Origin of the sequence: Oscillochloris sp. ZM17-4 (genome assembly GCF_019599295.1) — a bacterium.
GTDB lineage: Bacteria > Chloroflexota > Chloroflexia > Chloroflexales > Chloroflexaceae > Oscillochloris.
In genome coordinates, this window is record NZ_JAIEWN010000014.1 from 117,358 (window position 1) to 131,878 (window position 14,521).

General features: G+C 66.8%; 12 protein-coding genes and 1 pseudogene. 8 read left to right on the forward strand and 5 right to left on the reverse strand.

The genetic code is table 11. The features are described from left to right. The first annotated feature begins 86 nt into the window (after positions 1-86). From K2Z83_RS12770 to K2Z83_RS12780, 3 genes and pseudogenes are all read left to right on the forward strand, one after another. On the forward strand, positions 87-2,057 hold the full coding sequence (locus K2Z83_RS12770) for a beta-L-arabinofuranosidase domain-containing protein (RefSeq protein ID WP_220595565.1): 1,971 nt from the start codon (positions 87-89) through the stop codon (positions 2,055-2,057). A gap of 79 nt (positions 2,058-2,136) precedes the next feature. Then, entirely contained in the window at positions 2,137-2,868 is a 732-nt protein-coding gene (locus K2Z83_RS12775; protein ID WP_220595566.1) for a YIP1 family protein, read from the forward strand. A gap of 76 nt (positions 2,869-2,944) precedes the next feature. Continuing rightward, positions 2,945-3,448 (forward strand): annotated as a pseudogene (locus tag K2Z83_RS12780) (YIP1 family protein); the annotation flags it as partial. 90 nt (positions 3,449-3,538) lie between these two features. Here the strand turns inward: K2Z83_RS12780 and K2Z83_RS12785 are convergent. The 4 genes from K2Z83_RS12785 to K2Z83_RS12800 all read right to left on the reverse strand — a co-directional run bounded on the left by K2Z83_RS12785 (position 3,539) and on the right by K2Z83_RS12800 (position 6,342). Beyond that, positions 3,539-4,261 carry a response regulator transcription factor gene (locus K2Z83_RS12785; protein WP_220595567.1) on the reverse strand — a complete coding sequence of 241 codons (723 nt, stop codon included), beginning with the start codon at positions 4,259-4,261 and terminating at the stop codon, positions 3,539-3,541. Between the two features lie 136 nt (positions 4,262-4,397). Continuing rightward, positions 4,398-5,300 carry a polymer-forming cytoskeletal protein gene (locus tag K2Z83_RS12790; RefSeq protein ID WP_220595568.1) on the reverse strand — a complete coding sequence of 301 codons (903 nt, stop codon included), beginning with the start codon at positions 5,298-5,300 and terminating at the stop codon, positions 4,398-4,400. A gap of 8 nt (positions 5,301-5,308) precedes the next feature. Further along, on the reverse strand, positions 5,309-5,779 hold the full coding sequence (locus tag K2Z83_RS12795; RefSeq protein ID WP_220595569.1) for a hypothetical protein: 471 nt from the start codon (positions 5,777-5,779) through the stop codon (positions 5,309-5,311). Beyond that, positions 5,755-6,342, reverse strand: a complete 588-nt coding sequence (locus K2Z83_RS12800; RefSeq protein WP_370650164.1) for a sigma-70 family RNA polymerase sigma factor — start codon at positions 6,340-6,342, stop codon at positions 5,755-5,757. The genes K2Z83_RS12795 and K2Z83_RS12800 overlap by 25 nt, the downstream gene beginning before the upstream one ends. 165 nt (positions 6,343-6,507) lie before the next feature. On the opposite strand from K2Z83_RS12800, the gene K2Z83_RS12805 reads away from it, so the two are divergent. Further along, on the forward strand, positions 6,508-6,759 hold the full coding sequence (locus K2Z83_RS12805; protein WP_220595570.1) for a hypothetical protein: 252 nt from the start codon (positions 6,508-6,510) through the stop codon (positions 6,757-6,759). Between the two features lie 62 nt (positions 6,760-6,821). Here the strand turns inward: K2Z83_RS12805 and K2Z83_RS12810 are convergent, their stop codons facing one another. Next, on the reverse strand, positions 6,822-8,090 hold the full coding sequence (locus K2Z83_RS12810; RefSeq protein ID WP_220595571.1) for an ABC transporter permease: 1,269 nt from the start codon (positions 8,088-8,090) through the stop codon (positions 6,822-6,824). A 190-nt stretch (positions 8,091-8,280) separates the two neighbouring features. On the opposite strand from K2Z83_RS12810, the gene scpB reads away from it, so the two are divergent. From scpB to K2Z83_RS12830, 4 genes are all read left to right on the forward strand, one after another. Beyond that, the gene (gene scpB / locus K2Z83_RS12815; protein ID WP_220595572.1) at positions 8,281-8,862 is read left to right on the forward strand and encodes an SMC-Scp complex subunit ScpB; all 582 of its coding nucleotides are present in this window, start codon (positions 8,281-8,283) and stop codon (positions 8,860-8,862) included. Between the two features lie 640 nt (positions 8,863-9,502). Next, the gene (gene dnaA / locus K2Z83_RS12820) at positions 9,503-10,882 is read left to right on the forward strand and encodes a chromosomal replication initiator protein DnaA (protein WP_220595573.1); all 1,380 of its coding nucleotides are present in this window, start codon (positions 9,503-9,505) and stop codon (positions 10,880-10,882) included. Positions 10,883-11,076: 194 nt separating this feature from the next. After that, positions 11,077-12,975: an acetate--CoA ligase gene (gene acs, locus K2Z83_RS12825; protein WP_220595574.1), complete on the forward strand. Its 1,899-nt coding sequence runs from the start codon at positions 11,077-11,079 to the stop codon at positions 12,973-12,975. Between the two features lie 104 nt (positions 12,976-13,079). Then, on the forward strand, positions 13,080-14,521 hold a 1,442-nt coding region (locus K2Z83_RS12830; RefSeq protein ID WP_220595575.1), incomplete at its 3' end, for an acetate--CoA ligase.

Below are 14,521 nucleotides of genomic sequence, written 5' to 3' on the forward strand. Positions count from 1 at the left end.
GCGACGGCAGCGAGCGGGCCAGCTCGCTGGCCGCCGAGCCGGCGGCGGGCGCGGCGGGGTAGGTTCACATGCGCTACGCGAATGATATGCACACCGAAGACCCCTTCGCGACCACCGGCCCCCTGCCGCAGGCCTACGCATGGCTGCCGCTCGGCGCGGTGCGCCCCTCGGGCTGGATCGCCGGCCAGATGCGCCGCGACCTTGAGCACGGCTTCGTCGGCCACCTCGACGCCCTGGTACCCGTCCTGATCGACGACGACGACATCTACGGGGCCGACCGGCTGAGCCTGCAGGCTCGCCGCAAGGACCTGGGCGTGCTCGGCCAGGACGCGCACGTGCAGTTCCTCTGGTGGAACAGCGAGACCCAGTCGAACTGGCGCGACGGGCTGGTGCGCGCGGCGCTGCTGCTCGACCACCCGGAGTTTCTGCCGAAGGCCCGCGCGATCGTGGAGCGGCTGCTGGCCACCCAGGACGAGGACGGCTACCTGGGGATCTACGCGCCCGACCTGCGCTACCGGCTCCCCGGCGAGAACGGCGAGCTCTGGGCGCAGGCCTCGGCCCTGCGCGTGCTGCTGGGCTACTACGAGGCCACCGGCGAGGCCCGCGTGCTGCGCGCCGTCGAGCGGGCCGTGCGCCGCACGATGGATGGCTACCCTATGGGCCAGTCGCACCCCTTCGCCCTGGAGAATCCCTACGCCGGCGTGAGCCACGGCCTGACCTTCACCGACACGCTCGATCGGCTGGCCCAGCTCACCGGCGACGAGTCCTACGCCCAGTACGCCCTCTGGCTCTACGCCGAGTACAGCCGGAGCGAGGTCAGCGAGGCCGACATCGCCTACCCGCGCCTGCGCGACCCGGGCCAGCCCTTCGTGGGCCACGGCGCGCACACCTACGAGCACCTGCGCCCGCTGCTGGCCGCCGCCTACGCCTCGGGCAGCCCGCAGCTCCAGCAGGCCCTCGCCGACTACTTGGCCAAGCTCGACGCCTGCCTGACCCCCTCCGGCGGGCCGATCGGCGACGAGTGGATCGCGGGGCGCGCCGCCGACCCGGCCGAGACCGCCTACGAGTACTGCTCGATCCACGAGCTGCTCGACTCCTACACCCACCTGCTCCAGAAGAGCGGCGCGCCGGAGTGGGGCGACCGGGCCGAGTGGCTGATCTTCAACGCCGGCCAGGGTGCCCGCCACCCCCAGGCCAGCGCCATCGCCTACCTGAAGACCGACACATCCACTTCCATGGTCGGCAGGCTGCACCCCGATGATGTGGACGACCCGCAGCGCCCGCAGACCCGCTACAAGTACTCGCCGGCCCACCAGGATGTGGCCGTCTGCTGCGTGCCGAACGCCGGGCGGATCTACCCCTACTACGTGCGGGCCATGTGGATGCGCCGCCCCGGCGGCCTGCTCGCCGCGCTCTACGGCCCCTGCGCGCTGTGCGCCGAGGTCGCTGGCGTGGCCGTGACGATCATCGAGGAGACCGACTACCCGCTGGATCTCGACATCACCTTCCGGGTGATGGTCGAGCGCCCGGTGGCCTTCGACCTGTCGCTCAGGCGGCCGGGCTGGGCCAGCGATGTCGCCTGCACGCTCAACGGCGAGGCGGCGGGCGCGGAGGCCGCCGGGCTGATCACCGTCAGCCACACCTGGCGCAGCGGCGACGTGCTGCGGCTGCGCTTTGCGGCAGATGTGGTGATCGACGCCCTGGCATCTGGCGCGCACACCGTGCGGCGGGGGCCGCTGCTCTACGCGCGGCCGATCGCCGGGGACGAGCGCCTGGGCCGGGCCTACCCCGGCGAGGGCTTCGTCGACCGCTATATCGCGCCGCAGGCCGGCGCTGATGTCGCCTACCAGATCGACCCGGCCCGCCCGCAGGCCTTCCGCGCCGAGGCGGGCGCGCTCGACCCCGCGCAGCCCTGGCTCAGCGCGCCGGCCCTCGTCGGCCCGCTGGCCCACCCCGAGGGCGGGCAGATCGCCGACGCGCGCCTCGTGCCCCTGGGCGCGACGGCCCTGCGCCAGGCGACATTCTCGGCTACCGGCGGCCTCACCGGCCCACCATAGCGCCCCCTATCGCCTCGCCCCGCAACCCTCTGTGGTAGAATACCCGCGACGCACCCGATGCTTACCCTAGAGGAGACCGATGCAATCGGTACTGAGTCTCTTCCGCCTGGGCCTGGACGGCCTTCTCTTGAATCCTGAGGCCTACCGTGATCAGCGCGACGCGCCCGACGGGCTACGTCGCGGATTTGTGCTCGTGACGATCATCGGGCTGCTCGTTGGGTTCGCCGCCATGGTCGGCAACCTCGGCGAGTATGCCTCGCAGCCCAGCTCCGAGGCCATCGCGCAGACGATCCACGATGGCCTGCGCGCCATGCCCTGGTTTGGACAGCTCAGCGAGCTTGACTCGCAGTTCCCCGCCCAGTTCGACACGATATTCGCCCAGATCACCCAGATCATCCAGGCGACGAGCGGCGGCGGCCTGATCGGCAGCCTGACCGGCGTGATCACCACGCCGCTGCTCATGCTGGTCGGCTGGCTGATCTTCGGCTCCGTCGCCCACCTGATGGCCCGCGCCCTCGGCGGCCGCGCCGCCTTCAGCCAGACCCTGGCATGCACCGCGCTGGCGGCTGGCGTCAACATCCTCGGCATCGTCCAGGTGATCCCCTTCGCCCAGGTCGCGGGGACCACGCTGCTCGGCCTGGTCGCCAGCTATGTGGCCGTCCGCGAGGCCCACGCCCTGCCGCCCTGGAGCGCCTTCTGGGCCACGATGCTCGGGCCGGCTATCCTACTGCTCATCCTGATCGGCCTGGCCTGCGTCGGGGTTTTTCTCGGGATCGGCGCAATCAGCTCGGCGCTACAGGGGGGGCTCTAACGTGATTGACACCTTCAATGCTGCCCTGACCCTCAAGCAGGATATCTTCCGCGGCCTGCGCGAGTCGCCAGACGTGGTGCGGCGCGGTCTCACGCTGGTCCTCCTCGTCGGGCTGCTGGTCGGCGGTGTCCAGGCGCTCAGCACGAGCATCACCAACTCGAGCCCCGACCGGATGATCGCCGAGATCGAGACTACCCTGGATGAGAGCCTCCAGCAGCAGGCGCTCGCCGCGACGAGCGACTCGCAGCGCGAGGCGGTGCAGCTCATTGCGGAGAACAAAGAGGGCGCGCTGAACCTCGTGCGCGCGCTGATGGAGCTGCCCGCCCCCCTCCCGCGCCCGGTGGGCGTCATCCTCCAGGGCCTCGGGCTCATGGTGAGCATGCCCCTGAGCTACCTGGGGAGCCTCGTCCTGGCTGTGATCTTCACCCACATCGCGGCCCGCCAGCTCGGCGGGACCGGCAACATCCAGCAGATGCTCGGCCTCGGCGCGCTCTCGGTGGCCCCCCACGCGCTCGACGCGCTCGGGTTCATCCCGCTGATCGGATCGACCCTCGGCCTGATCGCCTGGGCCTGGGGACTGGTGATCCTGGTGGTCGCCACCAGCGTCGCCCACCGCCTCGACAGCGGGCGGGCCACCCTCGCCAGCCACCAGATTCAGTGCCTCAGTGGCTCAACTGTTCCGCTCAGTGCTATAGCCCGCCTCGAACTTATACCCCACCCCCCAGACCGTCAGCAGCCGGCGCGGTGTGGTCGGGTCGTCCTCGATCTTCTCGCGCAGCCGGCGGATGTGGACCGTCACCGTGCTCATGTCGCTGGCGAAGGTGTAGCCCCAGACCTGGTCGAGCAGCTGCTCGCGGGTGAAGACATGGCCGGGCCGGCGGGCCATGAAGGTGAGCAGGTCGAACTCGCGGGCGGTCAGGCTGAGCGCGACGCCGTCGAGGGCGACGGAGCGGGCCGCTGGGTCGATCCGCAGGGCGCCCGCCACAATCGGCGCGGTCGCCGGGTCGCGCAGGGCGTCGGCGGGGGGCTGGGAGCGACGGAGCACCGCCTTCACCCGCGCCACCAGCTCGCGTGGAGAGAACGGCTTAGTCACATAGTCGTCCGCGCCAAGCTCCAGGCCGAGCACACGGTCGATCTCCTCGCCGCGCGCGGTGAGCATGATGATCGGCAGGCTGGCCCCGCTGCGCACCTGCCGGGTGATCGCCAGCCCATCCACGCCGGGGAGCATCAGGTCGAGGACGAGCAGGTCGGGCCGGCGGCGGCTAATCATCTCCAGGGCCACATCGCCATCGGCGGCGATCTCCACCTCGAACCCCTCGCGGCGCAGGTAGAGCGCCACCACCTCGCTGATGCTCGGCTCATCGTCCACCACCAGGATGCGCTCGCCAGCCATATAGTACCTACTGCTAAGGCGCAGAGCTGGCGCCCTACCGCCCATACTGGATTGCTGCGGCACGCCGGCGAAGCAGGCACACCGCAGCAATCCAATCGTTGCTTTGTTGGGGATAGTCACGCGAGGCGCGCCGACGTTACGCCCGCAGGGCGTAGGCCCCGCCGCGGCTGAGGATGGTGGCGCCCAGGCCGGCGCTCGCCACGAGGTAGAAGAGCGCCAGCCCCCAGAGCGGGGACACGGCGCCGACCACGCCCAGGGGCACCAGCAGGATCGCGATCCCAGCCGCTGCGGCGGCGCTGGCTCCGCCGGGGAGCAGGCGCTCGCCCATCGCCCGGCCCATGCCGGCGAGGCCAAACAGGTAGGGTGCCTGGAGCACGAGGGCGAGGGGCAGCAGCAGCGGCAGGCCCACCAGGCTCAGGGCGATCAGGCCGCCCAGGGGCAGCAGCAGCAGCGCGGCCAGGGCGGTGGTGAGCAGGCCGATCGCGAGCGAGCGACCGGGGGCGCGGCGCAGCGCGCGGCTCACCCCGAGTGTCCGCCGGGGCCAGATGGCCGCGCAGGTCACCGAGAGTATCAGGCTGATCAGCGCCAGGGCGGCGCTGATCAGGGCCAGCGGCAGGCCTGACGCGGCGGCGCTGGGCTGCGGCTGGAGGATCGCCGCCATATTCGACACAATCGCCCCGCCGGCGAGCGGCCTCTCGCCGAGCACCTGGCCCGCCACGCTGGCCTCGGCGGCGTGGGCCACCCCGCCGCCGAGCGAGAGCACGCTGCCGCGCACCCGCGCGCCGGGGCCAAGATCGATATTTCCGGCGTAGCTCACCACATCGCCGCGAACCTCGCCATGCACCGTGATTGTGCCGCTCCAGCTTGTCACATCGCCCTCGACGGTGCCGTCGATGACGATTGGCTGATCAAACGAGGCGAGGTCGCCGCGGATCATCTGGCCGGCGGCGACGGTGACCGGGCGCGGCCCCTGCGCCAGCGCGTGGCGGGGGGGGGACGCCATGCCGATGGCGATGATTGTGGCTGTCAGAAGCGTCATCCAGCGTCTCATACGCCTGCCTCCAGCGATGCCGACAGCTCACGGCGCAGGAGCTGCCACCAGAGCCAGCTGCCGCCGATGATGGCGACGATCACCGCCATCGTCGCCGCGCCTGCGGTGAGCAGCAGGTTGATCAGCGGCTTGGCGGCCAGGGTGAGCAGCAGGAGCAGCTGGCTCAGCCCGCCGCCCATATCTCCAAAGAGGTGCGCGGGGCCGCTGCTGTCGAGCAGCACCCCCCATACGCCGAGCGACAGCAGGGCGATCATACATACGCCGATCACGCCGCCATAGATCTGGCGGAGCCGGCTCGTCGGGTGCGCCGGCGGCAGATCGGACAGCCCGTCGATCACTCGACGGGCCAGGTCAGCGGGCGGATCCGCCACGCTTGGCTCGCCGTAGCGCGCCAGCAGGCGGCGCGTCTCCGCCTCGGCGGTGGCGAGCGCATCATCGGGTGTCAGTTGGGAATCTCTGTGTCCCATAGCTCTTCTCCATCGGCGCCGAGGGCGTCACGTAGCATCTTGCGGGCCCGGTGCAGCCGCGTCTTGACCGTCGCCTCAGTTAGGCTCAGGGCCTCCGCGATCTCCAGGTACGAAAGATCTTGCCAGTAGCGTAGGACCGTCACGCTCCGGTAGCTCTCGGGGAGCTGCTGGAGCACCCGCTGGACGTGGCTCCGACGCTCTCCCTCAAGGGCGCGGCGCTCCGGGCCGGCCTCGCCACTGGTCAGCCAGAAGGCTACATCATCGAGGGTGAGCCAGGTCATGCGCCGGCGACGCAGCCGGTCAATGCAGTAGTTTGAGCCAATCGTGAGCAGCCATGTGACGAAGCGGCGCCCAGGGTCGTAGCTGTCCAGCCGCCGGTAGGCCCGCAGGAACACCTCCTGCACCGCATCCTCGGCCTCCTGCGCATTGTTGAGCATGCGGTAGGCCTGGTTGTAGACGGCCCCGGTGTAGCGGCCTACCAGGTCGGCGAAGGCCCGCTGATCACCGGCCTGTGCGCGCCGGGCGATCTGAGCCTCCTCAGCCAGCAGATCTATCACCTGCACCCCGCTTTACTATCTATACGCACGTCGGCCCCGAAGGTTTCAGCGGACACCTTGCGACTTGCAGAACAACGCAGCATCGTGTACCATCAGTGTGTAGTCGTTGATACCGGGGGCGCGCGACAATATATATCTGGAAGATCCCCCGAGGCACGTTGGGAGGCAGCCGTGGCAGGCAGCTACAACCGAGACCAGATCCGCGCCGCACTGGCCGAGACTGACCCGGCGTATAGCTTTTATCTCGATCTTGAGTCTGGGCAGGTGGTGAAGGTCCCCGATACCGAGGCCACGCCCGAGGCCGAGGCGCTACGCAATAGCGTCATGGATGGGTACGGCGATCGATTTCGCTACATCCCCGGCGGGAACCCCGCCCCCTCCGACGCGGATGTACAGAGCTGGATGGATGCCGAGGGGCTTTGAGTGTTGAGTGTTGAGTGTTGAGTGTTGAGTGTTCGCGCAACTCAACACTCAACACTCAACACTCATTTCTCGTAGGGCTTCCCCGCCGCCGCCGGCCCCACCGAGCGGCCGATCAGTCCGGCCAGGACGATGATCGTCAGCACGTAGGGCAGCATCTGCAAGAACTGCGTCGGCACCGGCCCGCCGAACAGCTCCACCTTCAGGATCTGGAAGCGGATGCCGAGCGCCTCGGAGAACCCAAAGAGCATCGCCCCGCCAAACGAGCCGAACGGCGTCCACTTGCCGAAGATCATCGCCGCCAGCGCGATGAAGCCCTTCCCTGCGGTCATGCCGTCGTCGAAGTTCCCCACCTTCTCTAGCGAGAGCCATGCCCCCCCTAGTCCGGCGATCATCCCGCTTATCGCAATATTGACATAGCGCGTGCGGCTCACATTGATGCCGACGGTGTCGGCCGCGCGCGGGTTCTCGCCCACGGCGCGCGTGCGCAGCCCCCAGCGCGTGTGGAAGAGGACCACATGGGTGAGCACCACCAGCACGAGCATGGTGAAAAAGAGCGGCTTGCCCTCAAAGAAGACCGGCCCGATGATCGGGATGTTGCTCAGGAATGGGATGGAGAACTCCGGCAGGGTCGCCAGGCTCTGCCCGGTGCTCTCGGCCTGGATGGCGGCCACCCGGGGGAGGATGTACTGGCGACGCATGTAGCCCGTCACCCCGATCGCCAGGATGTTGATCACCGTCCCGCTGATGATCTGGTCGATCTTGAAGGTGATCGAGAGCATGCCGTGGAGGAGGGCGATCAGCCCGCCCAGGATCACGGCCGCGAAGACGCCCAGCCAGATATTCCCCGTGGCCACGTAGGCGGCGAACCCAAAGGCCGCCCCGGTCAGCATCATCCCCTCGATGGCGATATTCACCACGCCCGAGCGCTCGGCGTAGATCCCGGCCAGGGCGCCTAGCGCGATCGGCGTGCCGAGGCGCAGCGTCTCGCTCACCATCGTCACCCCGTTTGTCTGCTTCCCCTGGGCGACCCAGATCAGGATGGCTGGGAAGAGCAGCACGGCGCTCAGCCAGAGCAGCCATGTGCCCGCAGTCTGTGTGCGCGGCAGCAGGGCGAGGGCGCCGGCAGCGAGATAGATCAGGGCGATCAGCAGCTGGGATAGCGCGGTCGGCAGGGCGATGACCGGGCCAGGCACGCCGAAGGCGATCTTACTGATCGCCACCTTCTCCGCGCCCAGCTGCGGCACATAGGCCACGAGCAGCAAGAGGCCAATCAGGATAAAAAAACCGGCGATGACATGGCGGCGCGTAATACCCCGACGGCGCTCGGGCATGAAATCTTCCTTTCTGTCCTCGACGCAGTGCTCGTATCATAGCATAAGATCGCGGTGCGTCGGGGATCTGCTATACTGGCCGCTCACGTGACGCGACAAATGACGAATGCCTGCGGAGCTGCTTTTTGGGAATCACATCATGCTGTGATTGTTGGTCGTTGCTCATCGGTCGCCATGGTATGAGCCCCCTATGACGGCCCCAACCAACCAGCCGGCCCTCCCTGAGATGCCGGCCCCGCCCGCGCCGGTGCAGCTGATCGAGAGCCTGCTCTTTGTGGCGGGCGAGCCGGTGACGCTGGCGCAGCTCGCCAGAGCCCTCGACATGCCGGCCGACGTTGTCGCGGGGGCGCTTGATGAGCTGGAGCGCCAGTGCGCGGGGCGCGGGGTGCGCGTGCAGCGCCACGGTGCTCACGTCCAGCTGGTGAGCGCCCCCGAGAGCGCCCGCGCCATCGCGCGGTTCCTCGGCGTCCAGGCCAGCGGGCGGCTCTCCCCCGCCGCCCTGGAGGTGCTGGCGATCATCGCCTATCGCCAGCCGCTCACCCGCGCCCAGGTCGATGCCATCCGTGGGGTGGATAGCAGCGGGACGCTGCGGGCGCTCCTGGCCCGCGACCTGGTGGCCGAGGCGGGGCGGCTGGAGACGGTGGGGCGCCCGATCCTCTATGCCACCACGCCGCTCTTCCTCCAGCAGTTTGGCCTGACGAGCCTGTCTGCGCTGCCGCCCATGGAGATCCCGCTGCCGTCGGTTGATGATCAGGCAATTGAGGGGCAATGAGCGCAGCGGGCTGGCGCGGCCCGCCAAACATGCCGGGCGCAGGGGCCGGGTCAGAGATCCCACATGTTCTCCACAGCTCGCTCCGATTTATCCACATGGTTGCTGCGAGGGATTGGCGGGTGCTGTCCGGGGCGTTGAGGCTTCTCTGATGCGCTAGAGGTAGGTGGAAAGTGATGACACATCGCAATGTTATCCACATAGCGCCCATGGGAGTTATCTACACATGGGGAGAAATGGCCCGCTCTTATCCTATGTAAGCCCCGTACGCGATAGGCGAAGACTATAAATATTACTTATGGATTTCGCGCGTTATGTTGCTTGAAAACTTGGGCCGGATCGAGTATGATCAGCGACAGATTACGGAGCTCTTGTGAACTTCCCCAATGTGACGGCTCTACAGATGACACCAACAGGTGAACGACATGCTTCACATGGTGCGCCTCTACGCACACCCATAGGCTTGTCCCGGGGCGATGCTGCTGCCGTCACTGTGTGCTCCGATGCGCTGAACATGTGTGTTCGTGATCGCCGACGCCCAACCGCAGATTTTTACGTTATCCAATAGGCGAAAGCCGCTCAGTTGGGGTGTGGTCGCCTGGGGCGATGACCCTTGGGCTCTTGCGTCTAAAGGCAGGCAACCGTGAATCTAACCCAGATCTGGCAGGCAGCTCTTGGGACAATACAACTACAGACATCGCGCCAGGACTATGAGACGTGGCTGCGTGGAACCGCGCTGCTGGCGCTTGACGGCGGCCTGGCCACGGTGGGCACGACCTCGGCCTTCCACAAAGAGGGGCTTGAGAACCGGTTTATGGCCCCGGTTCGGCGCTCGCTCGGCGATGTGGTCGGCTACCCGGTGCAGGTGCGGGTGATTGTCGCCAATGGCCAGGCTGGTCGGCCGGAGAGCACCAGCGCCGCCAGCGCCCCGCCCGCCGACGAGAGCGGCGGCGAGCGGGCCGTGCAGCTCGACCTGTCGAGCGCGATGCGCACCGGCATGCTCAACCCGAAATACACCTTCTCGCGCTTCATCGTCGGGTCGAGCAACCGCCTGGCCCACGCGGCCTGCCTCGCAGTGGCCGATAACCCCGGCCAGCACTATAACCCGCTCTTCCTCTACGGCGGCGTTGGGCTGGGCAAGACGCACCTGCTCCACGCGATCGGGAACTATGTGCTCGACCGCGACCCCGAGATCAATGTGCTGTATGTGTCGAGCGAGAAGTTCACCAATGATATGATCAACGCCATCCGCCGGCAGCAGACGGAAGAGTTCCGCATGCGCTACCGGAATATCGATGTGCTGCTGATCGACGACATCCAGTTCATCGCCGGCAAAGAGGGCACCCAGGAGGAGTTCTTCCACACCTTCAACACGCTGCACTCGGCCGCCAAGCATATCGTGATTAGCTCGGATAAGCCGCCGAAGGCCATCCTGACCCTGGAGGAGCGGCTGCGCTCGCGCTTCGAGTGGGGCCTGATCGCCGATGTCCAGCCGCCTGACCTGGAGACGCGCACGGCCATCCTGCGCGCCAAGGGCGAGCAGATGAACGCCGGCATCCCCGATGAGGTGATCGACTTCCTTGCCCATAAGGTGCAGAGCAATATCCGTGAGCTGGAGGGCAGCCTGAATCGGGTGGCCGCCTTCGCCGAGCTCCACGGCGTGCCGATCAGCGTCGAGGTGGCTACCAGCTCCCTGGCCGACCTGCTCGGCAGCGCGCGGCGCCGCCGGATCACCCCCGACCAGATCATCGTCGCGGTCAGCGAGCACTTCGGCGTGGACATGCGGATCATGCAGGGCCGCGGCCGCTCGCGCAATATTGTGGTGCCGCGTCAGGTCGCGATGTACCTGCTGCGTGAGGAGACGGAGTGCTCCCTCGTCGATATCGGCAGGCTGCTCGGCGGGCGCGACCACACCACGGTCATGTACGGCTGCGATAAGATCGCCGAGGAGATCAACGCCGATAACCGGCTGCGCAATGAGGTGCTCTCCATCCGCGAGCGACTCCATAACCAGGCAGCGTGACGAGGGGACGGGGGACAGGGGACAGGGGACAGGTATTTGCGTCTGTCCCCTGTCCCCTGTTCCCCGTTTCCTTGCGCCGGTTATCACACCTTTACTGAAATTTCACAGCTGTCTTATGCTTTTTTGACACAAACGTCGTACAATAATGTCACCGTTTGAGTTTGTAAAGAACACCTCAGAGAGGAGGCCACTGCATGGGCTACGAGGAGACCCATCGCCGGTCGATTGAAGATCCGGCCGGCTATTGGGGCGAGCTCGCCGATGAGTTGCACTGGTATAAGCGCTGGGACGCGGTCCTCGATGACTCGAAGGCCCCGTTCTATCGCTGGTTTGTTGGTGGCGAGACGAACCTCTGCTATAACGCCGTCGATCGCCACGCCCTCGGACCCCGCCGCGGCCAGGCCGCCATTATCTGGGAAAGCGCCGAGACCGGCCAGTCGCGCACGCTCACCTACTTCGAGCTCTACCGCGAGGTGAACCGCCTGGCCGGCGTGCTCAAGAACCTCGGTGTTCAGAAGGGCGACCGGATCATCATCTATATGCCCATGGTGCCCGAGGCGATCATCGGCATGCTTGCCTGCGCCCGCCTCGGCGCGATCCACTCGGTCGTCTTTGGCGGCTTCAGCATCACCTCGCTGGCCTCGCGCATCGATGACGCCGAGCCGGTGCTGATCCTCACCGCCGACGCCAGCCTGCGCAAGGGCAACCCCGTCCCGCTGAAGGATATTATCGACAAGGCCCTGGAAGCCGCCGAGGGCGACAGCGTCCGCGATGTGCTGGTGCTCAACCGTGGCCTCGTCGACTGCACGATGAAGAAGGGTCGCGACCTGGACTGGGCCGAGCAGCTGGAGAAGCGCGGCGAGAAGTATGTTGAGCCGACCCGCGTGGCATCAACCGACCCCTCGTACATCCTCTATACCTCGGGCACCACCGGCAAGCCCAAGGGCGTGGTGCGCGACACCGGGGGCTACATGGTGGCCCTCCACGCCAGCATGAGCCAGATCTACAACTGCGGCGACGGTGATGTCTACTGGTCCACCTCGGATATCGGCTGGGTGGTGGGCCACTCCTACATCGTCTACGGCCCGCTGCTCAAGGGCGTGCCCACGGTGGTCTACGAGGGCCGCCCGGACCACCCCGACCCCGGCGTCTGGTGGCGGGTGATCGAGAAGTACGGCGTCACCCACGTCTTCACCGCGCCCACGGCCCTGCGCGCCCTGCGTAAGTTCCCCGACCAGTGGATGAAGAGCGCCGACATCAGTTCGATGCGGCTGCTCTACGCCGCCGGCGAGCCGCTGGACGCGCCGACCTACGAGTGGGCCAAGGAGACCCTCGGTGTGCCGGTGATCGACCACTACTGGCAGACGGAGAGCGGCTGGAGCATGCTCACCAACCCGGTGGGCGTCGAGATGCTGCCGATCAAGCCCGGCTCGCCCACCAAGGCCGCCTTCGGCCACCACCTGGAGGTGGTGGACCCCGACGGCAACCCGGTGGAGCGCGGCGAGAAGGGCTTTCTGGTCGACTACGGCCCGCTGCCGCCCGGCATGCTGATGACCCTATGGAATGATGACGCGCGCTATGTGCAGAGCTACTGGGGGCACTTCAAGGATAAGCTGCTCTATATGACCGGCGACTACGCCATCCAGGATGCGGATGGCTACGTCTGGATGCTCGGCCGCGCCGACGAGGTGCTGAATGTGAGCGGGCACCGCCTGGGCACCCGCGAGATCGAGGAGGTGGTGGCCGGCCACGCGGCGGTGGCCGAGAACTGTGTGATCGGTGTGCGCCACGAGCTGAAGGGCGAGGGCGTGCTGGTGGTGGCTGTGCTCAAGCAGAGCGTCGCCCCTGCCGAGCAGGACGGCGTGGCCCGCGCGATCCGCACCCTGATCCGCGAGCGGATCGGCCCGATCGCCAGCCCCGACGCCATCCACTTTGTGAATATGCTGCCGAAGACCCGCTCGGGCAAGATCATGCGCCGCGTGATCCGCGCCGTCTACCAGGGCGATAATATCGGCGACCTGAGCACGATCGAGGACGGCGCCACCGTCGATATGGTGCGCGATGCCGTGGATATGCTCAAGGGCGAGCTGTAGCATTGTTGGACATCCGTAAGGACGCAGCGCGCTGCGTCCTTACATCCCTACCGGGTTTATAATAATCCCCACGGCGAAGTGCTAGTGGAACAAGGAGGTTACCTGTGACCGAGACGCCCGATGTGACAGCCCCGCATACCAGCGAGATCTATCAGCCGAATGCGTCCATTGTTGAGAATAGCAATGTGATGGCCTACGCCCGTAAGAAGGGCTTTTCGACCTACGATGATCTCTATCAGTGGACTATCGAAAACAACGAAGAGTTCTGGGCCGATATGGCCAATGAGCTGGAGTGGTATAGCCCTTGGGAGAAGGTGCTGGACGACAGCAACCCGCCCTTCTTCAAGTGGTTCACCGGCGCGAAGACAAATATTGTCCACAATGCGATCGACCGCCACCTGAAGACCTGGCGCAAGAATAAGCTGGCCCTGATCTGGGAGGGCGAGGACGGCACCCAGCGCACCTTCTCGTTCTACAAGCTCAACCGCGAGGTGAGCAAGATCGCTAACGTCCTCAAGTCCATGGGCGTGAAGAAGGGCGACATCGTCACCATCTACATGCCGCGCATCCCCGAGCTGATGTTTAGCATGCTGGCCTGCGCCAAGATCGGCGCGGCCCACTCGGTGGTCTACGGCGGCTTCTCTGAGGCGGCCCTGGCCGACCGCCTAGCCGACGCCAAGAGCAAGGTGCTGATCACCGCCGACGGCGGCTTCATGCGCAACAAGATCATCGAGCTGAAGAAGATCGTCGATGAGGCCCTCTCGCGCACGCCCACCGTGCAGACCTGCCTGGTCTTCAAGCGCACCGGCCACAGTGTGGATATGGTGCAGGGCCGCGACCTGTGGATGCACGACCTGCTCCACCTGCCGATCGCTAACGTCCCCTGCGAGACCGAGCAGATGGACGCCGAGGATATGCTGTTCATCCTCTACACCTCGGGCACCACCGGCAAGCCCAAGGGCGTTGTCCACACCCACGGCGGCTATGAGGTGGGTATCAGCACCACCCTGCGCTACGTCTTCGACGTGAAGGACGAGGATCGCTACTGGTGCGCGGCCGACCCGGGCTGGATCACTGGCCACTCCTTCATTGTCTACGCCCCGCTGATCACCGGTGTCACCTCGGTGATGTACGAGGGCGCGCCTAACTACCCCTACCCCGACCGCTGGTGGCAGATCGTGGCCCGCACCGGGGTGACCATCCTCTACACGGCGCCCACGGCCATCCGCGGCCTGATGCGCTTTGGCGAGCTCTGGCCCTCCCGCCACGACCTGAGCAGCCTGCGCCTGCTCGGCTCGGTGGGCGAGCCGATCAACCCCGAGGCCTGGAAGTGGTTCTACGAGATCGTCGGCGGCAAGAACTGCCCGATCATGGACACCTGGTGGCAGACGGAGACCGGCCACTTCATGATCACGCCGACCCCGGTGGTGCCGCTGAAGCCCGGCTCGGCCACCAAGCCCTTCCTCGGCATCTCGGTTGATGTTGTCCACGACGACGGCTCGCCCTGCGCGCCCAACGAGGACGGCCTGCTGGTGATCAAGAAGCC

Bases quoted from the DNA above. Each gene is read 5' to 3' on its own strand.
- K2Z83_RS12770 (WP_220595565.1), top strand. From the start codon at position 87: ATGCACACCGAAGACCCCTTCGCGACCACCGGCCCCCTGCCGCAGGCC.
- K2Z83_RS12775 (WP_220595566.1), top strand. From the start codon at position 2,137: ATGCAATCGGTACTGAGTCTCTTCCGCCTGGGCCTGGACGGCCTTCTC.
- K2Z83_RS12785 (WP_220595567.1), bottom strand. From the start codon at position 4,261: ATGGCTGGCGAGCGCATCCTGGTGGTGGACGATGAGCCGAGCATCAGC.
- K2Z83_RS12790 (WP_220595568.1), bottom strand. From the start codon at position 5,300: ATGACGCTTCTGACAGCCACAATCATCGCCATCGGCATGGCGTCCCCC.
- K2Z83_RS12795 (WP_220595569.1), bottom strand. From the start codon at position 5,779: ATGGGACACAGAGATTCCCAACTGACACCCGATGATGCGCTCGCCACC.
- K2Z83_RS12810 (WP_220595571.1), bottom strand. From the start codon at position 8,090: ATGCCCGAGCGCCGTCGGGGTATTACGCGCCGCCATGTCATCGCCGGT.
- scpB (WP_220595572.1), top strand. From the start codon at position 8,281: ATGACGGCCCCAACCAACCAGCCGGCCCTCCCTGAGATGCCGGCCCCG.
- acs (WP_220595574.1), top strand. From the start codon at position 11,077: ATGGGCTACGAGGAGACCCATCGCCGGTCGATTGAAGATCCGGCCGGC.